This is a genomic window from Halorubrum salsamenti (genome assembly GCF_007671685.1).
GTDB lineage: Archaea > Halobacteriota > Halobacteria > Halobacteriales > Haloferacaceae > Halorubrum > Halorubrum salsamenti.
Genome location: NZ_VCNL01000004.1, coordinates 12,104 through 36,024, shown reverse-complemented (window position 1 = coordinate 36,024; position 23,921 = coordinate 12,104). Strand labels below are relative to the sequence as shown.

Sequence of the window (23,921 nt, the reverse complement as noted above, 5' to 3'; positions counted from 1 at the left end):
CTGGCGTCGACTACCGGTTGAGACCGCTGCTACTTAGCGTTTTACGGCTTGGTAAAACTTTAGTACGTGTTCGACTCACGTACGTGTGTATGACACTTTTGATCGGGACAGATGACGGACTCTACCGCACCGAGGCCGTGCCGTTCGATCGGGGGGATCCGGAACGGGTGCTCGACTGCGGGGTCGTCACCGCCGTGACGTCCTGGGACCACACCGAAGGCGTCTTCGTCGCGTCCTCGACGGGGGCGTACCGCTCGCTGGACGGCGGCGAGACGTGGGCAGACCTCGGCGTTCCCCTCGGGGACCGCTTCTGGCACGCGGGGCAAAGCGAGGTCTGGTCGGTCCTCGCGACGGCGGACGGATCGCTCTACGCCGGGACGAACGATCCGTACGTCTTCCGCTCCGTCGACGGCGGCGAGACGTGGACGGAGCTGAAGGGGTTCCGCGACCTCTCGTCGCGCGGGCACTGGGAGTCGCCGATCGACCCGCACTACGCCCGGTTGCGTGCGCTCGAAGCGGTTCCCGGACGCCCGGACCGGCTGATCGCGGGCGTCGAGGCGGGGGGGATCCACCTGAGTGCGGACGCCGGACAGACGTGGACCGATCGACGCGACACAATCGTCGACGACGTTCACCAGATCCTGCCGATCTCGGAGGACGTCTGGCTCGCGGCGACCGGGTACCTCGACCACGACTTGGAGAACCTGGGACTGGGCCACGCGGTCGGCGAGGGCGGCCTCTGGCGTACCACCGACGCCGGCGAGTCGTGGACGCGGATCGACACGGGGAACGAGTTCTCGTACGTCCGGCGCGTGTTCGTCCACGACGGCACCCTCTTCTTCTGCGGGGGCGAGGAGGCGCCGCCGGCGTGGGTGAACGACGACCACGAGGTCGCGCTGTTCGAGTCGACGAACTTCGGTCGCGACTTCGAGCGGGTCCCGTTCCCGGGCGAGCCCCACGAGATCGTCGAGACGTGGGCCGTGTGCGACGGCGACGTGATCTGCGGCTCCGGCCTGTTCGACGTGCCGGACCAGCGGGATGACGTCGAGGGCCGGATCATGCGTCGGACCGACGGCGGCGCGTACGAGACGGTCGGTCGCGTCGACGCGAACGTCAGCCGCATCGAGGTGGTGTCGGCGTGAGCGACGGCGAGTCGGCCGGCGGTCCGGAGTCGGCCGCCGACCCGAAATCGACCGCCGGCCCGCCGTCCGCGATCGGACGCGCCCTCTACGGCGGCGTCCTCGCGTACATGGCCGTCGACGGGTTCAAGAACAACGAGAAGCGCGTCGCGGTCGCCGAGGAGAAGGGCGTCCCGATGCCCGACGTGCTCGTGCCGCTCGTCACCGGGATGCTGTTCGTCGCCAACCTCGGCGTCGTCCTCTGGCGGTTCCCCCGCGCGTCAGCCGGGGCGCTGATCGTGTTCTTCCTCGGGACGACCCCCTCGATCCACGACTTCTGGACGATGGAGGGGAAGGCACGCCACGACAACAAGATCAACTTCCTGAAGAACGTCGCGCTGCTCGGCGGAGCCGTCATGCTTCTGGACGCGGCCGACCGAGAGGAGTAGCTGGGAGCGGCCTGCCGGTCGCTCTCGTCGGACCGATCTGCAACCGGGACACCCGCGACCGACAACGGTTCGGGGGAGGACGCTGTAAGGTCGGGACCGACGAACCGTCGGTATCGACAATGGAAGGAACGCGCGCACTCGACGACGAGACTCCGGACCGACTGAGTCTTCACGTCGGCGATGAAGGGCGGCTGTTCGAGCGGGCTCGACCCCGTTCACACCCGAACGAACTCGTCGTGTCCCCGGTCGAACTTCACCAGCGGAACGTCCAGCGTCGGCTCCGCGAGGCGCGGCTGCCGAAGGACGCCTTTCGCTTCGCGGACCCGGTCGGGATCTGTATCCGCGTCTTGGAGGCGGCGGGCCGTCCGACCGCGGCCGTCGACCGCATCGACCGCCTCTCGATGATCCGGTCGATCCTCGAATCCGTGGGGCCTGACGGGCCGCTCGGAGTCTCTCTTCCGACCGGGGCCGCTTCGAGGGACCCGCAGCGGGTCGAACAGGTCCGAACCGACGTTGAAACGGTCACCAACTTCCACCCGGAGCGGATCGCGGCTTGGGCGGACACCGCCGCCGAGATCGACGAGCCGATCGACGACGAAGCGGACGAACTCCTCCACGCCGGACTCGATATCGAACGTGAGCTCCGGGGCCGGACCGCGAAGGCGGTCTCCGAGACGGCTCTTCTGCGTCGCGCGACCCGGTCGATCACAGCGACGAGCGGCTCGGTGTGGAACGAAGCGTACCCGGCTATCGACCGCCTCACGCTCCTCGGTCTCAGCGGCCTGTCGGCGCCGCACACCGACCTCGTCCACGGACTGTTGGTCGCCACGCCCGTCGAGATCCACATCCACTTCCGGGAGGGGACAGGGGAGTACCTCCGGCGCCGGGTCCCCGACCTCCTTTCCATCGCCGAGCCCGGAACGGAGGCGTTCGAATGACTCGATCCGACCGGCTCGCGCTCTCGGGGCCGATCGACGCGCCCGACGTGCCGATGATCGAGATCGCCTCTCCGACGCGCCGGGACGAGGCGCGTAGCGCGATGGCGGTAGCGGCCTCGCTCCGGGACCGCGGCGTTCCGATACGGGACGTTGCCGTCGCTGTCCGCGACCTCGACCCGTATGAGGAGCCGCTGTTCCGGGCGGCGCTCCAGTACGCGATCGCACCGGTGTTCTGGACGCAGCTCCGCGTGACGCAGACCCGCCCGTACGCCCTCGTCGAGTCGGTGTGCGAGGTGCTGGCCGGTGACGCCGTGGACCGAGACGCGCTGCTGCGGCCGCTCGAACTCCGGTGGTCGCCGCCGACCTCGGGTGATCCACTTGACCCGCCGCTCCCGGACGGATCGCCCTCCCTGTCGGCGGAGTGGCCGATGGAGGCCGAGGCGGTACACCGAGCCAGGGACGTGCTCCCGGACGGTTCACGACCGATCCCCGAGTGGATCGAACTGTTCGACTCGGTCGACGGCGCCGACGATCGGCTCCGACGGTTCGCCGAGTGGATCGACGCCGCCCCGTCCCCGGAGCCGGCGTCGGTCACCTCGCTGCTCGGCGAGGCGATCGAGGGATACGCCGAACGCGCGGTCCCGGAGACGAAGAGTGCGGACTCGCCGGCGCTACTCGATACCGAGACCGACGCGCGTGCGATCGTCCGCGTTCGCACCCTCGTTCGGCAGCTGCGGCACAAGTTCGCCGACCGTCTGGAAGCGGGGACGCTGGAGCGTTCGTGGAGCGCGGTCGCCGATCTCGCCGGCGTGATCGCCACGCAGCGCCCCGGTCGCCGGGAACACTCGAACGCCCGCGCCCTCGACGTCTTCGAGGCGAACGACCTCTGGGCACTCGAAGTCCCGTACGTAATCGCCGTCGGACTGACGGCCGAGGAGTGGCCGCGGCCGTCGCAGTCCGCGTTGCCGCCGGAGTTCCGAGAGGCGGTCCTCCGGGGCGAGGGCGCGACCGGAGCGCTGGCGCCGCAGCCGGCGTGGGTCGGCGGCCGCGACCGCGACCAGTTCGTCGACGCGCTCCGGGCGGCGGGGGACTGTGTCGTCGTCACCCGCCACACCCGGTCCCCCGGCGGCGACGAGGTGGCCCGCTCCCCGTTGCTCGACCACGTCGAGACGCGGCGGGTCTCAGAGGAGTCCAGGCGGCGGTTGGTCGGGGCGGACCGGGAGCTTCCGCCGGCACTGCGGGATATCGTCGTCGGCGGGCCGAACGGTGATGACGACGGGACGGAGGGCGATCGTGAGTAACGACCGCGACGCCGACGACGGCGACCCCCTCAGGCTGCGGGGCGCACAGCGGGAGATCAAGGAGGCGTACTTCGAGTCCGACGCCGGGCTGTTCACCCTCGACTGCGTTCCCGGGGCGGGCAAATCGGTCGTCGCTCACCACGTCGCCGCCGAGGACATTCTCCGCCGATACGTGGCGGGGGACCCGACCCCGGAGCAGCACGTCGCGGTCGTCTCGTTCAACCGCGACGAGGCGGCGGAGATCGTGCCGGCGATATGCGACCGGTTGCGGGAGATCGTCGAACACGAACTCGTCCCCGCGGCGGCCGACGTCTCCGAGGCGGAGCTGCGATACCTCCGGGAGCGCACGCGACAGGCCCCCTACGCGGGCACAATCGACGGGTTTCTGCGCGGGATCTTCCGGGAGTTCGCCGGCGACATCGGCTTCGAGGAGACGCCGTCGGTCGGGAACGACGCGCTCCTGAAGCGGGTCCACCGCGACTGCTACGGGTCGCTCCGCGACGACCCGGAGCACGGCCGGCGGCTCCGCAACCTCGAGGCCGCGTATCCGGAGGGCGAGTACGACGCCGGCGTCGACGAGATGCTGGCGGACGCGCTGACGTACTGTCGCGATCGGCGCCTCTCGACCGAGGCGTTCCGATCGGAGCTGGCGCGGACGCGCGACTCGACGTATCCCGACGGGAGACCCGACTCGTTCGACGACATCGTGCGGTCCGTCGAGCGGTTCGTCGATGGCGACGGAACGGGCGGTGGGAACACGGGTGACGGAGAAGCCGGCGACCGAGTCCGCGAGGCCGTGACCGCCCCGGACCGAGCGCGCCTCCTCGACGCCGACCGCGAGCTGTACGACGCGTGGGACGCGCGGATCGACGACTTCTGCGCCGTCCTCTCGGCGTACCGCGCCCGCTACCGGACCGCGGTTCGGGAGTACGGTGCGGTCTCGCACACGGACGTCGCGTACCTCGTGGACGCGTACTTCGACGGGCCGGGCGACCGATCGAGCTTCCCGGAGCCGCTCCGATCGATCGACGACTCGCACCGCGACCGGGTCCTCCGGACGTATCGGTCGCGGATCCGGAGCCTGGTCCTCGACGAGGCGCAGGACGTCTCGGCCGTCCAGCACGCCGCGCTCTCGCACGCCGTGACCGACGGGTCTCGCGTGTTCGCCTGCGGCGACGTTCTCCAGGGGATCTACCTGTGGCGACACGCCGACCCGCGGTGGTTCGGCGCCGCGACGACCGAGGGGACGTACCTCGGCGTGGACTGGGACACCCACGAGAACCGGACGGCGACCACCACCTACCGGTGCGTCCCCGACATCGCCGCGGGGATCAACGCCATCGCCGAGCCGGTGTTCGACGACCCGGCCCGCGGGGATCTCGGCGATCTCGACGCCTCGTACCCGCGATTGGACGCGGCTCGCGACGGCGACGACGGGGCGGCGGTACACGTCTCCTCGTTCGCCGGCGTCGGCCGTCCCGGCTCCGCGATGTGGGCGAACCCCGACGGAGCGGTCGGGGAAGCGAACATGCTCGCGACTCACGTCTCGCGGGGGTTCGCCGACGGGACGTTCTGCGACGACGACGGCGACCCGCTCGGCGTCACGGTGCTGTTCCGCCGCGGGACGCGGATGCCCGAGTACGAGGCGGCCTTCACCGCGGAGGGACTTCGGGTCCGCACCGCGACCGACGCGCTGTTCGACTCTCCCGCCGTCGAGGTGGTGCTCGCCGTCTGCCAGTGGCTGATCGCGCCCGGCTCCCCGGAGCGCACCGCCGAGCTCCTCACCGAGTCCCCGCTGAACGCCGCGTTCGATGCGGCCCCCTTCGAGGCCCGCTCGTGGGACCTCGATCGAGTGCTCGACGACGGACCGGGCGCCGTCGGAGAGGCGCAGCGAGAGACCCTCCGCGGACTCGTCCGGCTCCGCGACCGTAGCGACGTATTTCAGCGGCTCCCGGCGAGCGTCTACGTCGAAGAAGTCATCGAGGCGCTCGCGCTGCGAGCCGACCCGAACGGATGCGTCGCCGAGACCGGTCCCGATTCGAACGAACGCGTCGCCGAGACCGATCCCGACCAGCGGGTCGCGAACCTCGACGCGCTCGTCGAGACGCTCTCCGAGTGGGAGGGGGACGGCCGCTACCCGCCCGCGGAGCTGATCGACCTCGCGGAACCGTTCCGCGAGGAGCCCGGCGTCGGCCCGACGCAGCCGAGCGCGGCCGGCGCCGCCTACGACGTCGAGTTCCGCACGGTTCACCGGGCGAAAGGGGACCAGGACGACGTCGTCGTCGTCGCCGACCCCGGGTTTGACGTCTGGTCACGCGGCCCTCACGCCCGGCGGTTCATCACGCAGGGACCGATCGCGGGGCTCGCCCCGCCGACGAACACGGACGTGCCCGAAGACATCGTCCTCCCCCCGTTCGACGGCGGGCTGTACGGCGCCGGGGACGGCTGGGGACGCGACGCCGGGCTCCGCTGGGCGACCGCCCGCTGGCGGGATTCTGCGTCTGACTCCGCGGATCGCGACGCGCTCGTCGGCCCGGACCGGCTCCGAAGGGTGGCGGAAAACGAGCGCGCCGAGGCGTGGCGGCTGCTGTACGTGGCGCTCACCCGGGCTCGGGACCACCTCGTCGTTCCGCTCCCCCGCTCTGACGCGGAGACGGACCAGGCTCGGGACCGGTGGCTCGACACGCTCCGCGACGGGCTAGCGTTCCCGCGCGGCGGCACCGACTCCTACGAGCTGCGGCTCGACGCGGACCCGAACCGGGACGCGATCGCAGTCGGCGTCAACGACGCGGACCTGTTCGCCGGACGCGACGCCCCGGCTCCGCGGACCGGGCGCGATCACGTCGCCGGATCTCCGCCGCGCCGCGATCGGCTCGACCCGTGGGTTCCCCGGTTCCTGAGCCCCAGTACGATGTACCCGCTGACGGAGGACGCCGATCGGTACGCGCTCGCCCACCTGTTGGGCGAGCCGCTGCACACGACGACGAACGAGGTGTCCGACGATCTCCCCCTGCGATTCGATCGGCTCGGTCCCGGGGAGGTGGGGACGTGTCTCCACGACGCGCTCACGGAACTGGTCGCCAGCGGCGTCGACGAACGGGCGATCCGGACCGCGGGGCCCGCGGTGCGTGCCTCCTTCGACGAGGCCGTGAACGCGCTCCCGGGACCGGTCGACGAGGCCGAACGGGAGGGGATGTTCGCCTTCTTCGAGACCGTCCTCGACGACTTCCTCGACTCCGACTTGTGGGACCGGATCGCGGATCCGGCGACCGAGGTCACCGTCGAACGCCAGCTGGACGGGCTGGCCGAGGTCGGCGATCTCGAAGTCGAGATCCACGGGCGGGCGGACTTCGTCGTCGAGTATCCGACCGGGGAGCGGTTCGTGACCGACGCGAAGATCGCTCTGGCCGAGCCGACCCCCGAGACGCGCCGGCGGTACGAGCTTCAGATCGCGGCGTACGCGTTCCTCGCGGAACAGAGCGGTGCGTCGGACGCCACCGTCCGCCGGACCGTCGAGACGTTCGGGGTCGCGACCGAGACGACCGCGGCTTCGTGGCCGCCCGACATCGTCCACCGACGGCTCCGACGACTCCTCGACCGGTGAGGGCGACACCGTCGCGACCCCGACACGAGGCTTTATCACCGCTCGGCGACAATAGTGTGTATGGAGCCCAAGACCGAATCGAAGAACTCCGGGTCCGCCGACGGCGCCTCCGAAGCGGTTCGCCGGCCGGTATCTCTCACCGACGAAGACGCGCTCGACGCGTTCGTCGCCGACGCGGACGCCGCCGTGGTCGAGTTCTACACGGACGGCTGCGGCATCTGCGCGAGCATGGAGCCCGTCCTCGGCAACGTCGCTCGCGAGCTGGATATCGCCGTCGCCGCGGTGAATCCCCGCGACGATCCGCCCCTCGTCGAGCGGTTCGACGTGCGGAGCGTCCCGCTGTTCGTGCTGTTCGTCGACGGCGAGCCCGTCGCGCGACGCGCGGAGGGGTTCATCCCGGGCGACGACCTCACCGCGTGGATCTCAGAGCACGTCGCGTAACGACTGATCGGAGCGCACGGCCGCCGCTCTCCGGTCGGGGAACGGTCGGACGCAGAAATGCCATTTTCGCGTCGTTGACGACGAGACCGAAGTCGCCTAGAGGCGACCGACGTTCTCGACGGCGACGGACTCGACGCCGTCGACCTCGTTGAACGCTTCTTCGACGGCCTCGGTGCCGCCCGCGCCGTCGGGGACGATAACGGTCGGCAGGAGGGCGACGAGCCCGAACGCGACGTCGTCGCGCTGGAAGCCGCGGATCTTCGCGCCCTGCGGGAGCGACTCCTCCAGTCGGTCCTGCAGGCCGTCGAGGTCCACGTCGGGGCTGTTCGGCATGACCTTGATTTTGGCAGCGACGTCTCCCATGGTCAGGGCCCTCGGAAGCCGCAGTCGGGACACTCGTAGAGGTTGCTCTGCTTCCGGCACTTGGCGCACCGGTGGATCGTCTCCCCGCAGTCGGGACAGGAGAATCGCGCGGCGTTCATCCCGGCCACCTGAATGCCACAGGAGACACACTGCCGGGTGCCCTGCGTTTCACTCTCGCTCATACAGTAAACCACCACCGCGCGACTTTTAACCGTTGTTCTTTGCCCCCGCACTCCGTGCGGCCGACTGAGACGGGATACCGTGGTTCACCCAAGCATGAGCGGTCCGATCAACACCCCCATCAGGTGGACTCGCCGCGCGCCGACCCGCGGCGGGACGAGCCCGAGCGCCCCAGCAAGGGCGAACACGCCGACTCCGAAGGCGCCCGCGAACGCGTACGAGATGCCCGCGAGCAGCCCCAACACGCCGACGGAGAGCCGCGTGTAGTCCGCGTTCCCGACGACGCGGAGGTACGCGTCGCCGACCAGCAACACGAGCGCGAACCCGCACGCCGCGGCGGTCGCGGCCGCGACGAGCAGGATCGGGAGCGCGAAGGGGACCTCGGCGCGGTCGATCGCGACGGTGACCCCCGTCCGCGGCGTCCCGAGCGCGACGAGCGCGAACAGCGCGAATATCGTGTTCGCCGTGTTCGCGCCGCTCGTGGCGACGACGAACCCGCGGTCCGACTCGTCGCGCGGGACCGCCGGCAGCGCCGCGACCGCCGCGATGGCCGCGGAGACGCCCGGCACGTAGCCGACGACCGCGCCCGCGAGCGACCCGCCGCCCGCGCTGACGCCGAGCCCGCGGCGACTCATCGCGATCCGGGCGTCGGCCTGCGGCGGAACGCCCCCGCCGCCCACGGCGTCGACGAGCACCGGGGCGCCGAACAGCCCGGCGAACAGCGGCGCGAGGACCCCGCCGGCGTCGAGCGGCGCCGCGGGGTCGGCGTCGAGCGTCGCGAGGCCGAGCGCCGCGCTCGCGAGGAACGCGGCGAGGCCGCCGAGCGCTGCCCGCTTCGACGACTCGGTGAGCACGAGAAAGGCGACGACGACGCCCAAAAGCAGCGGGAGATACTCCCTGACGACGGGGTAACCGCGCATCATGATCCACGTGATCGGAACGGCCAGCGGGACCGCGAGGGCGACGGCCAGCCCCGACCCCACCGCCGAGAGCCGGACCGCCTCTCGACCGCGTCCGGCAACCACGAGTCGGTGGCCCGGTAGCGCCGCGACGGCCGTGGCCGCGTCCGGGACGCCGAGCGCGAGCGCGGGCACGATGTCGAGGAAGGAGTGGACCACGCCCGCTCCGAGCATCGCGACGCCGACGAGCAGCGGGTCGGCCGAGACCGAGGGGGCGAGCCCGGCCAGAAGCAGCGCGAAGTTGTTGGCGTGGAGGCCCGGCACGAGCCCGCTCGCGGTCCCGAGCGCGACGCCCCCAGACAGGAACGCCAGCGCCATCGCCGCGAACCCCGGATCGACGACGGGTCGCACGAGTGCGTCCATCCCGACGAGGTGGCCGCGGCTTCGGGGATAAACGTGGGGAGGGTAACGGCTCACCGTCGTCAGGGGACGATCACGACGAAGCGGCGGCTCGACGGAAACGGAACGACTCGGCGAGAACTCGAACCCGCTTACGCCTTCTGGGCCGCCTGCGCCTTCTTCTGGGTGACGTAGCCGGCGATCCGGTTGCGGACGCCCTTCGACTCGACGGTCGTCAGCGCGGTGACGCTCTCCTTGTTCGTCTCGAAGTCCGTGTTGAACGAGTCGGGGTACCGCTCAAGCAGGACGTTCCCGAGCTGCTTGATGTACTTGGGTTTGATGGCCATACCGAGCGATACCGCCGGCCCGAACTAAAAGGGTTCGTTACGCCGCGAGCGGGCCGCAGGCGCGCTCGCGCTGATCGCCTTCTCGATCATCGCTCCTCGTCGTCTCCCGCTCCTCCCCCCGCCCCCGCTCTTTCCCCCGCCCGCTCCCGCCACCCGGTCGCCTCGTCGATCCGTGCGAACGCCTCGCGCTCGGCCGGCCCGCCGCACCGCTCGACCACGTCCGCGAAGTACCGCAGCCGGTCCAAGAGCTCCGCCGCGTCGAATCCGGGCACGTCCAACCGCGAGGCGGCCACCGTCGCGTCGACGACCGCGCCGAACCCGCGGTTGACCGTGGGAACGCGCTCTCTCACGACCGCGCGCTCGACCGGATCGAGCGCCCACGTCCGGACCGTCGCGTCGCCCTCGGTCTCGCTCCCGATCTCCTCGACCGTCACCTCGACCCACGCGTCGGCGGTCGGGAGTACCGGTTCGTCGACCTCGCGGACCGTCAGCGCGGCGTCGACGAACGTCCGCGGATCGGTCGTGAACTGGACGACGCCGCCGCCGCGCTCCGCGAAGTTCCGCCACGTCCGGGTGCGCCCGTACGTCCGCGCGGTGACGGGGTCGCTCGGGTCGTCCGGCGCGTGGAGCCCGAGCGCCGCGACGTTCCAGCGGTCGTTCGGCCCGAGCGTCGTCACGACCGACTCGGTGACGCCCCGGAGGGCGACGGGCCAGCCGGGGAGCGCGGAATCGGCGCGGTCGTCGCTCACGGCGCCACCTCCGCCCCGCGCCGGAGGGCGACGTACAGCGCCGCACAGGTGATGTCGGCGGTCGTCCCGGGGTTGATCCCCTCGCCGACGAACGCGGCCGCCAGCTCCTCCGCGGCGTCGAGGTCGGCGCCGTGGACCGCGGCGGCGTCGACCTCGTCGACACCGACGAGCGCGTCGGGATCCGCGTCCGCTCCACCGAGCATCGCGGCCGCCCGATCGCTGGCCTCGCGGGCCGCCTCCGGGCCGTGGTTCGCCGCGATCAGCGTGTCGGGACCGGCCGCGAGCAGGCCGAGGAACGCTCGGGCCGCCCGGTCGGTCAGGGGCCCCTCGTCGCTCCGGATCCACTCGGCCGCGCGGAACGTCCGCGGGAACCCCTCGACCCACTCCTGCGCGTTGCGGTCGGGGACCCTGTCGGGATCGGGAGGGTCCGCGGAGAGCGCCATCACGTCCCGCAGGGTCACGTCCCGTTCCCGGAGCGCGGGGGCCGCGTCCCCCCCGCGGCGCACGTCGAGGTCGTCGGCGTCCGCGGGCGGGTCCGCGACCGCGACGTCGACGTGTTCGAACGCGCGGTAGAACGCGACCGCGTCGTCGACGGTCGTCTCTCGGGTGACTCGGTCGACGACTACGGGGGAGAGATCGCTGCCGGATCCTTCGCCCTCGACGCCCGCCCGAACCAACGGGAGGAGCAGGAGGAGACAGCCGAACTGGGTGTTCGTCCCCGCTCGCGCCGCCATCCCTTCGACGCCGCGCTCGAAGGCGCGGCCGACTCCGGTCTCCTCGTCTGCGGCCAGTTCGAGCCCCTCGCGGGCGCCGACCGCCCCGCCGAGGAACGCCTCGAACCGGAGGTCGTCGAGGTCGCGGTGCCGGTCGACGTTGCCGGGCTTGGGGGTCCCGGCCACTTCCAGCAGGAGCGCGAGCGTCGCGTCGTCGACGGGCTGCGATGTCACGACGACGCCTCCGGCCGGGATGCCTCGCTCTCCGCGAGCAGCTTTCCCTCTCGCCACGCCGCCACCGCGTCGGCGATCCGCGAGAGGGCTTCCGGTCGCTCGCTCGGCCGGCCGACGCTCACGGCGTCCGCGCCGTACGCGGCGTACTCCGCGACGGTCTCCCGGCCCCGGACGCCGTTGTTGGCGATCACCGTGAGGTCGTCGCGGGGACGGTCGGTCCCGTCCCTCTCCCTGCCGGCGGTCAGTTCGTCGACGACCGCCTCCGAGTCCATCGCGTCGACGTGGAGCCAGTCGGCGCCCGCGTCGGCGACCGCGTCCGCGACGGCGACGAGGTCGGCGCCGGGGACCTCGGCGCGGACCTTCACGCTCGTCGTCGCGCCGGTCTCGGCGGCTGCGGCCACGTACGCGGCCAGTCGGTCGGTTTCCCGGAGGAGCGACTCGCCGCAGCCGACCGCGCGCAGTTCCGGCTGTCGGCAGTGCGCGTTCACCTCGCAGACCGCGCCGCGCTCGGCGCAGCGCTCCGCCGCCTCCCGGACCGGGTCGACGGTCGTGCTCCGGACGTTGACGCCGGGACGGAGCGGGACGTCTGCGAGCCGGTCGAGCTGGCGGTCGATCCACGCGAGCGGGTTCCCGGGGAGGAACTCCGAGCGGTCGCGGGCGACGAGGTCGCGCGCGGCGGCCCGACTCGCCGGGTCGAGCGCGATCCCCCCGAGAACCGCGGCGTCGACGTGCGGGGCTGCGGTCCGCGCCCACTCGGCGTCGGCCGCGCCGCTGAGGCTGGCCGCGACGAGGAACGGGGGCGGGGATGGGACCTCCTCGTCGGTCGCCGTCACTCCGCCACCTCCGGCTCCGCGTCCGTATCCGCCACCGCCGCCAGCGCCCGATCGCACGCCCGAGCGACGCGCTCGGCGTCGTCCGCGCCGTCGATTCGGGTGTCGGTGCGCTCGACGTGCCGATCGGGAAGATCGGTCGGATCGCCGTCGTCGAGGACGAACGCGTCGGCGAACGGGTACGCGTCGGCGACGCCCGCGGTCGAGGGCTCGCGGCCGACGCCTTCCATCAGGTCGGCGGCGGGCCCGGAGAACACCTCGTCGCCGACGAACGGCGAGACGGCGACCACGGGGGTCTCCGACAGCGCCGCCTCGACGCCCGGGAGCGCGAGCATCGGGCCGACGCTCGTCACGGGGTTGGAGGGGCCGATGACGACGGGGTCGTCGAGCGCCTCACGGACCGCAGGGGTCGGCTCCGCGTCCGCCGCGCCCCGGAACTCCACGTCGGCGACGGCGGGCTCGCCCCGGCGCGCGACCCAGTACTCCTGGAAGTGGATCGGTTCGCCCGCCTCGGTGTGGATCAGCGTCGCGACCGGGTCGTCGGACATCGGGAGGAGGTCGACGTCGAGGCCGAAGGCGTCCGCGAGGGTCCGGATCGCCTCCGTGAGGGACTTCCCCTCGTCGAGCAGGCTCGTGCGCGTGACGTGGACCGCGCGGTCGCGGTCGCCGATCTCCATGAACTCGCCGACGCCCGAGAAGCGCCGCCAGCGGGCGATCTCGCGGCCGGCCGTCTGCGCCGCGTCGTCGAGGTAGCGGGGGCCGGTTTCGAGTCCGGCCGCCTCCGCGAGCCGGCGGAGTTCCTCGTGGGTCGCCGTCGTGTCGTCCGCGATCCCCCACCACGTCTCGCGGTCGAGGACGTCGCCGCCGGCGAACAGCACGGTGTCGACGTCGGGGCAGACGAGGTGGCCGCCGAGCTCGACGTCGTCGCCGGTGTTGGCGACGACCGCGATCTCCGCGGGGTCCCACACGCGGGTCGCCCCGTCGAGGAGTTTCGGCGTCCCCGTGCCGCCGGCGAGGAACGTGACCATACCGGCGCAAGGCGGCGGGCGGATTTGTATCCTCGCCTCCGCGGGCGACGAGGCGGATCGGAGGGGACGCAGTGGATTCGTTTATAAATGGTCGGCGATGCTCAACCGATTTTACGGTCGGCGCGTGTCTGCGAGCGCCCGGAGGACGCGAGTCAGCACGCGCGAGGGAGTCGCTGGCGTCGACGGCGCCAGCGACAGGGTGAGAGCGACAAGACGGGAGACGGAGTCTTCCGGAAGGACGAAGCACGGCGCTGTAAGCAGCGTGGCGCGAGGCGTCACGGCAAGCCGGCGGCTCCGCCGCCGGCGACACCGCAGCGAAGGAGCGTGAGCGACTGAACGAGGAGCGTGGTTCGAGAGAGCTTCGCTCTCTCGTCATCACGAGACGCCTTCGGCGTCTCGAACGACAGCAAGCCGCGCGAGTCGTCGCGGCTGGGGCTCGGGAGGCGGTCACCGCGGTGTTGACCGTTTATAAGCGACCGACTGGCACACCACTGACTACTTATAAGCGATGCTCGTCTGCATCCCGTCCGTGTTGAACGCGCTTCCGGCCCCGTCCTCCCCGAGAACGATCACGCCGGCACCGGACCCCGTAATCTCCTCGAACTCGTCGATCGCCCTGTCGGCCGCCGCCTGCGCGCCGAGCCCGTCGTCGAGATACCCCGCGGCCCGCCGCGAGAGCGTCACGCGCGCGATATCCTCGCCGGCGCCCGTCGCGCTCGCGCCGCCGGCCGCGGTACAGAAGAAGCCCGAGCCGACCTGCGGCACGTCGCCGACGCGTCCCGCGAGCGCGAACGACCGGCCGCCCGTGGAGGTCGCCGCGGCGAACGTCCCGCCGTCGGTCGCGACCGCGCCGACGGTGTCGTGGTCGGGGGCGTCGCGCTTCCCGTCGTCGCCCTCGCGTCCCTCCCCGCCGTCCGCCGAACCCCCTCCCGCCCGATCGTCGCCGGAGCCGAACCGCGTCGCGAGCCAGTCGAGGTGCTCTCGGGGCCCGCCCCGCGGCGGGTCCTCGTCCTCGTACCGCTCGCGCGTCTCGTCGGTGAGCAGGTCGACGCCCGTCTCGATCCCGAACCCGTCGGCGAGGTCGACCGCGTGCTCGCCCGAGACGAAGACGTGCGGCGTCTCAGTGTGGACGACGCGGGCGACGCTCGCCGCGCGCTCGACGCCGGGCATCGAGCAGGCGGCGCCGATCTCGCGGTCCGAGGTCATCACGCCCGCGTCGGTGCGGGCGACGCCGTCGGACTGGACCGCGCCGCCGACGCCGGCGTTGAACCGCGGGTCCGACTCGAGGACGCCGAGCGCCGCCTCGACCGCGCCGAGGGGAGTGTCACCGTCGACGCCGCGGCGAGTCGCCTCGTCGAGCGTCGCCTGTCTGGGAGCCGGCTCGTCCGGGCTCCCCCCGGCGCCGCCGTGAGCGATGACGCGCATACGCTGGGGTCTCGCGGCGTCCGGATAAGCGCCCGGAAAGCGGGTGGGGTCCATCCGCCCCCGCGTCTCACCTCTCTCCCTCTCGCCGCCGCAAGACCTATCCACGCTGCTGGGGGAGTCGTCACTATCGTGGCCGAACGCCGAGACGCCGCAGGCGACACGCTCGACTCCCTGGTCCCCGACCGTCTCCGCGCCGGGCTCCGGCGCCGTATCGGGATCGACGTGCGCGCGCTCGCGGCGTTCCGGATCGCGCTCGGCGTCGTCCTCCTCGTCGACCTCGCGCTGCGCGCCCGGAACCTGACGGCCTTCTACACCGACGCCGGCGTGCTCCCCCGACCGCTGCTCGCGGAGTCGTACCCCCTCGCGCGCTTCTCGCTGTACGCGCTCTCCGGCGACGCGCGGGCCGTCGGCCTGCTGTTTCTCGCCGCCGGACTCGCCGCCGTCGCGCTCGCGGTCGGCTACCGGACTCGGGCCGCGGCCGCGGTCTCGCTGCTCCTGCTCGCGTCGCTGCAGGCGCGGAACCCGTTCGTCCTCAACGCCGGCGACACGCTGCTCTGGCAGGTGCTCGGGGCCGGTCTGCTGTGTCCCCTCGGCGCGCGCTGGTCGGTGGACGCGGTCCGGGGGCGGGCAGGAGTGCGAGAACGACCTCCGCCCGAAAACGGCCGGTTCGTCGGTCCCGCCTCGGCCCTCCTGCTGGCCGTCGTCCTCGCGGTCTACGTCTCGAACGCGGTCGTGAAGCTCCGCGGCGAGGCGTGGCCCGCGGGCGAGGCGGTCGAGACCGTCTTCCGGCTCACGTACCTCCACGGCCCGCTCGGGGGACTGATGCCCGAGAACTCGGCCCTGCTCGCGGCCGCCACCTACGGCTGGCTCGCGCTGCTCGTCGCCTCGCCGCTGCTCGTCGCGGCCGCCGGGCGGGTCCGGGCGGCGCTCGCCGGAATCCTCGTCGTCGCCCACCTCTCGATGGCGCTCGCGCTGCAGATCGGCGTCTTCTCCGTGGCGTCGGCGACCGCGCTGTTGCCCTTCTTGCCGCCGTTCGTCTGGGACCGGATCGAGTTGTCGGCCGCTCCGGCGATCGGACGATCTCGATCGGCGGTCGAGGGGCTCTTCGAGTCGCTGGGCCGGATATCGACCGCCGCCGACCCGCTCTCCGGGATCGCTCCCGACCGAGCGATCCGAAACCGCATCCTCGCCGCCGTCGCCGCGCTCCTCCTCGTCTCGCTGCTCGCGTGGACCGCCATGGGACTCGGGGTCGTCGGCGCGCCGGAGCCCGTCGCGGCGGTGTCCGACCCGGCCGAGAGCGACTGGGACATGTTCGCGCCGAGGCCGCCGTCGACCGATTCGCTCGTGCTCGCGACGGCGACGACCGCCGACGGCGACCGGATCGACGCGCTGTACGGCGATCCGGTCGCGGTCGACCGTCCCCCATCGGACGCCCGAGGCTACCCCACCGCCCGGTGGCGGAAGCACTTCTCGCTGCTGCCGGTCGACGACCCGGATCGCGTCGACGCGACGCTCGCGCACCTCTGCGACCGCGCGGCGGGGTTCTCCGGTGCGGAGACGGAATCGGTGACGGTCTCGTCGGTCGCGGTCGACGTCTCGGGGAGCGACGAGGTGCGGGTTCGGGAGATCGGCACGCGCAAGTGTCGGTGAGGTGAGGGCGACCGGGAGGCCGAGTGACCACTTCCGAGTGACCACTTCCGAGTGACCACTTATGAGTCCCCCGCCCGAAGCGGGCGACGTGACCAGCACGGATCGAGACCGCCAGCCGACCTCCGTCCTCCTCCCCACCGTGCGCTGGGCCGACGCCTGCGACGAGGTGGCCGGACAGCTCGGCGAGCGCGACGAGCTGCTCGTGATCTGCGACACCGACGACGACCCGGTCGCCGATCGCCGAGGGACGACGCCGGACGGCGTCCGGATCGTCCTCGCCGGCGAGCCCGAGGGCTGCTCCGGGAAGGCGAACGCAATCGCCGCGGGGATGGAGGCGGCCGCACACGATCGGATCGTCTGGACCGACGACGACTTCGCGCATCCGGACGACTGGCTCGCGACGCTCAACGCCGACTACGAGCGACGGGGACCCACGACGGAGATCCCCGTCTTCGTCGGGAGGGACCCCCTCGCTCGGCTGTTCGAGCCCGCCTATGCGATCGGCGGGACCGCCGCGGTGTTCGCGGGCGGGATCGCCTGGGGCGGCGCGGTCGTCTTCGAGCGCGGCGACCTCCGAGACGGGCAGGACGCGTTCCTCGCGGACCTCCGCCGGACCGTCAGCGACGACGGAACGCTCACCGAGCACATCGACGTGACGGCCGCGAACCGGACGCGGACCGTCCCGTGCGGCGGCTCCCTCCGCGGATCGGTGGAGCGGTTCGTCCGGTTCTTCCGGATCGTGCGGTTCCACGCTCCCCGCGCGGCCGCGTTCGACGTCGCCTTCGCGGCCGCGTTCGCCGCGCTGTGTCTGTTCGCGCCGGTGGTCGGCGTGACGCTCGTCACCGCGATCTCGGCCGCGGTGTACGCCCGGTTCGGGATCCGCCGGGCGACGTTCCTGCTCGCCGGTCCGTCGGTCCTCGTTGCGCCGCTGTTCCTCGCGTACGCGCTTGCGCGCCGGACGTTCGTCTGGGGCGGCCGGCGCTACCGGTGGCGGTCGCTGTTCGACGTGGAGGTGCTTCCCGCGTGAGACCGGCTCCCTCGTGAGGCCGGCAAAAACGCCCGATTCCGGGGTCTCTGGCGCCCAGCGGCAAAGCGGCAGGCACTTTACGCGGGTCCGACAACGCACGGACGTTCATGAGCTACGATAAGGTCGACGTCCCCGACGACGGCGAGGCGATCACGCTCGCCGACGAGGAAACCGGCGAGCTGAACGTCCCCGAGAACCCGATCATCCCGATCATTCACGGCGACGGGATCGGCACCGACGTCGGACCGGCCGCCCAGAAGGTACTGGACGCGGCCGCGGAGGCGACGGGCCGCTCCATCGCGTGGATGCGCGTCTACGCCGGCGAGAGCGCGCGCGAGAAGTACGACGAGAACCTCCCCGAGGACACCGTCTCGGCGATCCGCAACCACCGCGTCGCGATCAAGGGCCCGCTGACGACGCCCGTCGGCGCCGGCTTCCGCTCGCTGAACGTCGCGCTCCGCCAGACGCTCGACATGTACGCGAACGTCCGGCCGACCTACCACCTCGACGGCGTGCCGTCGCCCGTCAAGAACCCCGAGGCGATGGACATGATCACCTTCCGTGAGAACACGGAGGACGTGTACGCCGGCATCGAGTGGGAGGCCGGCACCGACGACGTCGAACAGGTACGCGACTTCCTCGAAGACGAGATGGAGGTCGCCGACGTGATCCACGACGGCCCCGTCGGCATCGGCATCAAGCCCATCTCCGAGTTCGGCTCGAAGCGGCTCATCCGCGAGGCGATCGACTACGCGCTCGCCAACGACCGCGACTCGGTCACCCTCGTCCACAAGGGGAACATCATGAAGTTCACCGAGGGCGCGTTCCGCGACTGGGGCTACGAGGTCGCCGAGGAGGAGTACGGCGAGGACGTCATCACCGAGGACGACCTCTGGGAGGACCACGACGGCGAACGGCCCGAGGGCACCGTCGTCGTCAAGGACCGCATCGCGGACAACATGCTCCAGCAGCTCCTGACCCGGACGGACGAGTACGAGGTCATCGCGACGATGAACCTCAACGGCGACTATATGTCCGACGCCGCCGGCGCGCAGATCGGCGGCCTCGGCATCGCGCCCGGCGCCAACTTCGGCCACGGTCGCTGTCTCGCCGAGCCCGTCCACGGCTCCGCGCCCAAGTACGCCGGCGAGGACAAGGTGAACCCCACCGCGATGATCCTCTCCGGCCGCGAGATGCTCGATTACCTCGGCTGGTCCGACGCCGCCGAACTCGTGCGCGACGCCGTCGAGGAGACCATTTCGTCCGGACAGGTCACCTACGACCTCCACCGGCAGATCGAGGGCGGCGAGAAGCTCGCGACGAGCGAGTTCGCCGAGGCCGTCGTCGACAAGATCGACGAGCTGGCCTAGGCGAGGTTTCGAACCGCGCTCATCTTCGTTTTCCCGGTATCGAGGCGATCCCGCCGAGCGCTGCTCCAGTCTCGACCGACTGCGTTATCGTCGAAAATAGGAGATCGTTAATAGATATATATTACAAATAGAGATAATAATAAATTATAGCTAGCCATATGCGTATCTGTGAATATTCGCTTACTACATCCTCAGATATATATACTCGCCTTCGTATTCGGTTAACGTATGTCTTCACACAGAACACGACGTAAATTCCTCGAAGTAACCGGTGTCGCTGGCGTTGCCGCACTCGCCGGCTGTAGCGGAAACGGCGGCGACGGCGGCGACGGTAGTGACGGAAGCGACGGAAGCGACGGAAGCGACGGAAGCGACGGAAGCGACGGAAGCGATGGTGACGACGGAAGCGACGGGTCCGACGGCGGCGACGCCGAAAGCCGACTGAGCTGGCACGCGGGCGGAACCGGCGGGACCTACTTCCCGCTCTCGAACGAGATCAAGACCATCGTCGAAGCGAACACCGACTTCTCGCTGAACGTCCAGTCGACGGGAGCGAGCGTCGAGAACGTCGGCAGTCTCGCCGACGGATCGGCCGACTTCGCGCTGATCCAGAACGACATCGCCTCGTTCGCGAAGAACGGAACGGGTATCGACGCCTTCCAGGACAACGCGATCGAGAACCTCCAGGGCGTCGCGACGCTGTATCCGGAGACGATCACGCTCGTCACGCTGGCGGAGAACGACATCTCCACGGTCGACGACCTCAGCGGCGCGACGATCAACACCGGCGACCTCGGGTCGGGGACGCAGGTCAACGCGGTACAGATCCTGGAATCGCTCGGAGTCAGCGACTACAACGAGCAGAACGCCGGCTTCTCGCAGGCGTCCGAACAGCTCGCCAACGGCGACATCGACGCCGCCTTCGTCGTCGGCGGCTGGCCGGTCGGTGCGATCGAGGACCTCGCGAACACGAACGACATCGAGATCGTCCCGATCGCGGGCGAGAACCGCGAAGCCGTCAAGGAGGACGCCTCCTGGTTCGCGGACGACACCATCCCGGGCGGCACCTACAGCGGCGTCGAGGAAGACGTCGACACCGTCGCCGTGCAGGCGATGATCGCCACGAACGCCGAGGTTCCGGCCGACACCGTCGAGACGGTCACCGCGGCCATCTTCGATAACCTCGACGAGCTCACGATCAAGACCGACTTCATCACCGTCGACAGCGCGCAGGACGGGATGTCCATCGAGCTCCACGAGGGCGCGGCGACGTACTTCGACGCCTAACTCGCTTCGCTGCGAACAGCCTCGATCGGTCCGCCCGCCCCGACTCGTCCGCGGACCGTTTCACAACCGTTTCAAACTCGGTCCACGACAATCACCCGAAACCATATGGGTCACCTTTCTCACTCGACCGCGGGCGCCGCGATCCTCGGGATCGCGGTGCTCGTTCTCGTCGGCGTCGCGGCGACGGCCCCGGTCGGGGCCGTGCTCGTCGTCGAGGACATCGAGACGGGTGAACACTACCTCTCGGAGCCGGTCGACTCCGGGAGCACCGTGGCGTTGGAGTACACCCATAGCGTCGAGAAGTCCCGCGTGTACGACGAGTACCGTGTCGACGGCGAGACGCTCGTGAACACGCGGATGGAGTTCGAGTCGTACGGGTGGGGGCTCCCCGCGCGCGTCAACGTCACGAACGTGAACGGGACCCTCGTGTACGAACCCGCGGAACCGATCACGGAACTCGAGCGCCTCTCGGTCTCTCCGGGTCGAATCGCCGGTCACACGTTGATCGTCGACGGGCGAGAACACGACCTCGTCGCGGTGACCGATGGTAACGACGTCACGCTCTACATTGAACAACGGTCGTTCCTTGAGATGATTCTATGACCACGACTCACCGAACGGACGGTGGCACCGACGATCCGAACGACGGCGGCTCGCGAGACCCAGGCCCCGGCGATGGTCCGGAGGCCTCTGACTCCGACACGCCCCCGGACGACGGGACGGACGAGGAGATCTCCCGCGAGGAGGCGGACGAGCTGATACAGGAGATCGAGCGCCGGCGCTCGCTGCGGGGGCCCGCCGCGGTGGCGGTCGCGCTCATCGGAATCGCGTTTTCGGTCTTCCAGCTGTTCCTCGCCGCCCGGAGCTTCACGTTCACGGTCTGGCTCCCGACCGTCGAGATCGCGGGGATCTCGCTCGCCCCCTGGCAGATCTCGCTCCAGCTCCTGCAGGCGAACGCGATCCACGTCGCCTTCGCGCTCGTGCTCACCTTCCTGCTGTTTCCGGTGAGCACCGGCGACGGGATCGTCTCGCGGAACTTCGCTCGAATCGTGCCGGCGGCGTCCCGGCGTCTCGGCGAAGAGAATCCCGTCACACGGGGGCTCGAACGGGGGCGGGCGGGCTTCCGCTGGGCGTTCCTCGACCCCGACCTCGACCGCGTGGCGCCTATCGATCTGGTGTTCATCGCCGCGGCGTTCCTGTCGGCGTTCTACTTCCTGACGGAGTTCGCTGAGATCCAGAACATGCGCGTCTTCGGGGTGGATTCGGGGCGACCGGTCACCGAGGTGTACGCGTTCCTCCAACCCCTGCTCGGCGGCGTCCCGTTCGTGAGCGAGTACTCCTACGCGATGATCCTGGGCGTGACCGGCGTCCTGCTGGTCCTGGAGGCCACCCGCCGGACGCTCGGTCTCCCGCTGATGATCATCGTCGCCACGTTCATCGTCTACGCCCGCTGGGGGTACCTCATCAGTTCGAGTACGCCTTTCCTCGGGCTGCTCGCGATCCCGGAACTCACCTGGCCGGACATCGTCCAGAACCTCTGGTACAACACCGAGAACGGGGTGTTCGGCATTCCGGTGACGGTGTCGGTGAGCTTCATCTACATCTTCATCCTGTTCGGCTCGTTCCTCGAGATGAGCGGGGCCGGTCAGTGGTTCATCGACCTCGCGTACGCGCTCACCGGGAACCGGAAGGGCGGCCCGGCGAAGGCGAGCATCCTCGCCAGCGGGTTCATGGGGACGATCTCGGGGTCGTCGATCGCCAACACGGTCACCACCGGCGCGTTCACGATCCCGCTGATGAAGCGGTCGGGCTACTCGCCCGAGTTCTCCGGCGCCGTCGAGGCGTCCGCGTCCTCCGGCGGGCAGATCCTCCCGCCCGTGATGGGCGCGGCCGCCTTCCTCATGGTCCAGTACACCGCGACGCCGTTCGCCGACATCATCATCGTCTCGACGATTCCGGCGATCGTCTTCTTCTTCGGCGTCTGGGTGATGGTCCACCTCAAGGCGGTCGAGGAGGGGATCGGCGGCGTCTCCGGCGAGGACACCGTGGACCTCTGGCACCACCTCAAGCGCGGGTGGTTCTACCTGGTCCCGATCGGGCTGCTCCTGTACTACCTCATCATCGAGCGGCTCTCGGTCTCCCGGTCGGCGTGGTTCACGCTCGTGGCGCTCGTGGCGCTGATCGCGCTCGTCTCGGCGTACAGCGAGGAGACGCGGCTGCGCCTCCTCGCGGTCTTCACGGCGATCGTCGGCGTCGAACTGGCGAGCCACGCGGTGGCCGGCGTGAACGTCGTCGGTCTCCTCACCGGGGCCGGCGGTCAGGGGCTTCCGCCCGCCGAGTCGTTCAGCGCCATCCTCGCGGGGATCGAGTGGTACGCGATGCTCGCCGGGGTGATCACGCTGCTGTCGAAGCCCGACCTCGACGCGTCGCTGCTCGAACTCAACCCCTCGGTCCGAGACACCGCCGAGACGATCGGCGACCGAACCGACCGGGACCTAGAGGACAGCCAGCCGTTCAAGCTCGGCACCTTCGTGGTCACGTCGATGGAGCAGGGCGCGCGCACCGCGGTCCCGGTCGTGGTCGCGGTCGCGGCCGCGGGGATCATCCCCGGCGTCATCAGCGTCTCGGGGCTCGGCCCCAACCTGACCTCGCTGCTGTTGGCGCTCTCGGGCGGGTCGATCGTGGTCATGCTGCTCGTGACGGCCGTCTCGAGCATCATCCTCGGGATGGGGATGCCCACGACGGTCACCTACATCATCCTCATCTCGATGCTCGCGACGCCGCTCGTGGAGTTCGGCATCCCGCTTTTGGCCGCCCACCTGTTCATCCTCTACTTCGGCGTGGTCGCCGACATCACGCCGCCGGTGGCCGTGGCGGCGTACGCCGCGAGCGGGGTCGCCAAGTCCGATCCCTTCGAGACCGGCGTCAAGGCGTTCTCGCTGTCGCTGAACAAGGCGATCGTCCCCTTCGCGTTCGTGCTCGCGCCGGGGATCGTCCTGTTGCGCGAGAAGTCGAACGCCGCCGAACTGCCCCTCCGCGAGCGGTACCGCGTGATCGGGTTCGAGGACCTCGCCGAGCTGTCGTACTCGGTGCCCGAGATCATCATCCCCGTCGTCGGGGTCTTCCTCGGCGTGATCGCGCTCGGTGCGACCATCATCGGAACGCTGTACACCCGCGTCGGCCGAGTCGGTCGGATCGGGTTCGCGCTCAGCTCTCTCCTGCTGATGGCGCCGGGGCTGCTCTCTACGTCCGTCTTCGACGTACTCGGGCTCGTCGGCGTGACCGTCTCCGTCAACGCGCTCCTGCTTGACGTGACTCTGCGCGGTGTCGGGCTCGCTCTGTTCGTGCTGTTCACGGTCCGGAACCGGCGGACGTTCGACGGCGAGGGCGGCGGAGCGACGGGAACCGACGCGACGACGGGATCGGTCGAAGCCGCCGGCTCCGAGTCGACCTGATCGGCGCTCGCGGTTCGGGCGGAACTTTCGATCGCCAGCTCGGATTGATCTGTCTCCCGACGCCGACGAGTCGTCACCGTCAGTGTGTCTACGGCGTACAGAACCGGGGAGCGA

21 protein-coding genes are annotated in these 23,921 nt (G+C 70.6%); 12 read left to right on the top strand and 9 right to left on the bottom strand.

Translation table 11 applies throughout. The features are described 5' to 3' along the window. Positions 1-89: 89 nt before the first annotated feature. From FGL94_RS11465 to FGL94_RS11440, 6 genes are all read left to right on the top strand, one after another. Positions 90-1,142 carry a WD40/YVTN/BNR-like repeat-containing protein gene (locus tag FGL94_RS11465; protein ID WP_144925130.1) on the top strand — a complete coding sequence of 351 codons (1,053 nt, stop codon included), beginning with the start codon at positions 90-92 and terminating at the stop codon, positions 1,140-1,142. Continuing rightward, on the top strand, positions 1,139-1,567 hold the full coding sequence (locus tag FGL94_RS11460; protein WP_144925128.1) for a DoxX family protein: 429 nt from the start codon (positions 1,139-1,141) through the stop codon (positions 1,565-1,567). Before FGL94_RS11465 ends, FGL94_RS11460 begins: the two co-directional genes overlap by 4 nt. Positions 1,568-1,686: 119 nt before the next feature. Continuing rightward, positions 1,687-2,505, top strand: a complete 819-nt coding sequence (locus tag FGL94_RS11455) for a hypothetical protein (protein ID WP_144925125.1) — start codon at positions 1,687-1,689, stop codon at positions 2,503-2,505. Beyond that, complete coding sequence (locus tag FGL94_RS11450; RefSeq protein WP_144925123.1) at positions 2,502-3,806, top strand: PD-(D/E)XK nuclease family protein; 1,305 nt, start codon at positions 2,502-2,504, stop codon at positions 3,804-3,806. Before FGL94_RS11455 ends, FGL94_RS11450 begins: the two co-directional genes overlap by 4 nt. Continuing rightward, positions 3,775-7,410 carry a UvrD-helicase domain-containing protein gene (locus tag FGL94_RS11445; RefSeq protein ID WP_144925120.1) on the top strand — a complete coding sequence of 1,212 codons (3,636 nt, stop codon included), beginning with the start codon at positions 3,775-3,777 and terminating at the stop codon, positions 7,408-7,410. The genes FGL94_RS11450 and FGL94_RS11445 overlap by 32 nt, the downstream gene beginning before the upstream one ends. 60 nt (positions 7,411-7,470) lie before the next feature. Next, a complete protein-coding gene (locus FGL94_RS11440) occupies positions 7,471-7,851 on the top strand; it encodes a thioredoxin family protein (protein WP_144925118.1) in 381 nt (126 codons plus the stop codon). A 96-nt stretch (positions 7,852-7,947) separates the two neighbouring features. Here the strand turns inward: FGL94_RS11440 and FGL94_RS11435 are convergent, their stop codons facing one another. The 9 genes from FGL94_RS11435 to FGL94_RS11395 form a co-directional block, all read right to left on the bottom strand. Beyond that, positions 7,948-8,214 carry an elongation factor 1-beta gene (locus tag FGL94_RS11435; RefSeq protein WP_144925115.1) on the bottom strand — a complete coding sequence of 89 codons (267 nt, stop codon included), beginning with the start codon at positions 8,212-8,214 and terminating at the stop codon, positions 7,948-7,950. 2 nt (positions 8,215-8,216) lie between these two features. Beyond that, positions 8,217-8,396 (bottom strand): HVO_2753 family zinc finger protein, encoded by a 180-nt coding sequence (locus FGL94_RS11430; RefSeq protein ID WP_004047107.1) that lies wholly within the window; start codon positions 8,394-8,396, stop codon positions 8,217-8,219. A gap of 84 nt (positions 8,397-8,480) precedes the next feature. After that, the gene (locus FGL94_RS11425; protein ID WP_144925112.1) at positions 8,481-9,716 is read right to left on the bottom strand and encodes a tripartite tricarboxylate transporter permease; all 1,236 of its coding nucleotides are present in this window, start codon (positions 9,714-9,716) and stop codon (positions 8,481-8,483) included. 128 nt (positions 9,717-9,844) lie between these two features. Then, positions 9,845-10,039 (bottom strand): 30S ribosomal protein S17e, encoded by a 195-nt coding sequence (locus FGL94_RS11420; protein ID WP_008007028.1) that lies wholly within the window; start codon positions 10,037-10,039, stop codon positions 9,845-9,847. Positions 10,040-10,125: 86 nt separating this feature from the next. Next, entirely contained in the window at positions 10,126-10,788 is a 663-nt protein-coding gene (locus FGL94_RS11415) for a DUF447 domain-containing protein (RefSeq protein ID WP_144925109.1), read from the bottom strand. Then, positions 10,785-11,735: a triphosphoribosyl-dephospho-CoA synthase gene (locus FGL94_RS11410; RefSeq protein ID WP_144925106.1), complete on the bottom strand. Its 951-nt coding sequence runs from the start codon at positions 11,733-11,735 to the stop codon at positions 10,785-10,787. The genes FGL94_RS11415 and FGL94_RS11410 overlap by 4 nt, the downstream gene beginning before the upstream one ends. Next, on the bottom strand, positions 11,732-12,568 hold the full coding sequence (locus FGL94_RS11405; RefSeq protein WP_144925103.1) for a tRNA-dihydrouridine synthase: 837 nt from the start codon (positions 12,566-12,568) through the stop codon (positions 11,732-11,734). Before FGL94_RS11405 ends, FGL94_RS11410 begins: the two co-directional genes overlap by 4 nt. Then, on the bottom strand, positions 12,565-13,593 hold the full coding sequence (gene cofD / locus FGL94_RS11400; RefSeq protein ID WP_144925101.1) for a 2-phospho-L-lactate transferase: 1,029 nt from the start codon (positions 13,591-13,593) through the stop codon (positions 12,565-12,567). Before cofD ends, FGL94_RS11405 begins: the two co-directional genes overlap by 4 nt. Positions 13,594-14,088: 495 nt before the next feature. Beyond that, positions 14,089-15,018, bottom strand: a complete 930-nt coding sequence (locus FGL94_RS11395; RefSeq protein WP_144925099.1) for an isoaspartyl peptidase/L-asparaginase — start codon at positions 15,016-15,018, stop codon at positions 14,089-14,091. A 129-nt stretch (positions 15,019-15,147) separates the two neighbouring features. Here FGL94_RS11395 and FGL94_RS11390 point away from each other — a divergent pair, with 129 nt between their 5' ends. The 6 genes from FGL94_RS11390 to FGL94_RS11365 all read left to right on the top strand — a co-directional run bounded on the left by FGL94_RS11390 (position 15,148) and on the right by FGL94_RS11365 (position 23,807). Continuing rightward, on the top strand, positions 15,148-16,668 hold the full coding sequence (locus FGL94_RS11390) for an HTTM domain-containing protein (protein WP_241659163.1): 1,521 nt from the start codon (positions 15,148-15,150) through the stop codon (positions 16,666-16,668). 61 nt (positions 16,669-16,729) lie between these two features. Next, positions 16,730-17,695 carry a glycosyltransferase gene (locus FGL94_RS11385; RefSeq protein ID WP_144925096.1) on the top strand — a complete coding sequence of 322 codons (966 nt, stop codon included), beginning with the start codon at positions 16,730-16,732 and terminating at the stop codon, positions 17,693-17,695. A 107-nt stretch (positions 17,696-17,802) separates the two neighbouring features. Beyond that, the gene (icd, locus tag FGL94_RS11380) at positions 17,803-19,065 is read left to right on the top strand and encodes an isocitrate dehydrogenase (NADP(+)) (RefSeq protein WP_144925092.1); all 1,263 of its coding nucleotides are present in this window, start codon (positions 17,803-17,805) and stop codon (positions 19,063-19,065) included. Between the two features lie 228 nt (positions 19,066-19,293). Further along, the gene (locus FGL94_RS11375) at positions 19,294-20,352 is read left to right on the top strand and encodes a TAXI family TRAP transporter solute-binding subunit (protein WP_144925089.1); all 1,059 of its coding nucleotides are present in this window, start codon (positions 19,294-19,296) and stop codon (positions 20,350-20,352) included. A gap of 105 nt (positions 20,353-20,457) precedes the next feature. Beyond that, positions 20,458-20,955, top strand: a complete 498-nt coding sequence (locus FGL94_RS11370; RefSeq protein ID WP_144925086.1) for a DUF1850 domain-containing protein — start codon at positions 20,458-20,460, stop codon at positions 20,953-20,955. After that, positions 20,952-23,807: a TRAP transporter permease gene (locus FGL94_RS11365; protein WP_144925083.1), complete on the top strand. Its 2,856-nt coding sequence runs from the start codon at positions 20,952-20,954 to the stop codon at positions 23,805-23,807. The genes FGL94_RS11370 and FGL94_RS11365 overlap by 4 nt, the downstream gene beginning before the upstream one ends. Positions 23,808-23,921: the final 114 nt, after the last annotated feature.

What these genes read in the sequence shown, in the direction of transcription:
- FGL94_RS11465 (WP_144925130.1), top strand. Translation starts at nt 90, where the DNA reads ATGACACTTTTGATCGGGACAGATGACGGACTCTACCGCACCGAGGCC.
- FGL94_RS11455 (WP_144925125.1), top strand. Translation starts at nt 1,687, where the DNA reads ATGGAAGGAACGCGCGCACTCGACGACGAGACTCCGGACCGACTGAGT.
- FGL94_RS11450 (WP_144925123.1), top strand. Translation starts at nt 2,502, where the DNA reads ATGACTCGATCCGACCGGCTCGCGCTCTCGGGGCCGATCGACGCGCCC.
- FGL94_RS11445 (WP_144925120.1), top strand. Translation starts at nt 3,775, where the DNA reads ATGACGACGGGACGGAGGGCGATCGTGAGTAACGACCGCGACGCCGAC.
- FGL94_RS11440 (WP_144925118.1), top strand. Translation starts at nt 7,471, where the DNA reads ATGGAGCCCAAGACCGAATCGAAGAACTCCGGGTCCGCCGACGGCGCC.
- FGL94_RS11435 (WP_144925115.1), bottom strand. Translation starts at nt 8,214, where the DNA reads ATGGGAGACGTCGCTGCCAAAATCAAGGTCATGCCGAACAGCCCCGAC.
- FGL94_RS11430 (WP_004047107.1), bottom strand. Translation starts at nt 8,396, where the DNA reads ATGAGCGAGAGTGAAACGCAGGGCACCCGGCAGTGTGTCTCCTGTGGC.
- FGL94_RS11425 (WP_144925112.1), bottom strand. Translation starts at nt 9,716, where the DNA reads ATGGACGCACTCGTGCGACCCGTCGTCGATCCGGGGTTCGCGGCGATG.
- FGL94_RS11420 (WP_008007028.1), bottom strand. Translation starts at nt 10,039, where the DNA reads ATGGCCATCAAACCCAAGTACATCAAGCAGCTCGGGAACGTCCTGCTT.
- cofD (WP_144925101.1), bottom strand. Translation starts at nt 13,593, where the DNA reads ATGGTCACGTTCCTCGCCGGCGGCACGGGGACGCCGAAACTCCTCGAC.
- FGL94_RS11395 (WP_144925099.1), bottom strand. Translation starts at nt 15,018, where the DNA reads ATGCGCGTCATCGCTCACGGCGGCGCCGGGGGGAGCCCGGACGAGCCG.
- FGL94_RS11385 (WP_144925096.1), top strand. Translation starts at nt 16,730, where the DNA reads ATGAGTCCCCCGCCCGAAGCGGGCGACGTGACCAGCACGGATCGAGAC.
- icd (WP_144925092.1), top strand. Translation starts at nt 17,803, where the DNA reads ATGAGCTACGATAAGGTCGACGTCCCCGACGACGGCGAGGCGATCACG.
- FGL94_RS11375 (WP_144925089.1), top strand. Translation starts at nt 19,294, where the DNA reads ATGTCTTCACACAGAACACGACGTAAATTCCTCGAAGTAACCGGTGTC.
- FGL94_RS11370 (WP_144925086.1), top strand. Translation starts at nt 20,458, where the DNA reads ATGGGTCACCTTTCTCACTCGACCGCGGGCGCCGCGATCCTCGGGATC.
- FGL94_RS11365 (WP_144925083.1), top strand. Translation starts at nt 20,952, where the DNA reads ATGACCACGACTCACCGAACGGACGGTGGCACCGACGATCCGAACGAC.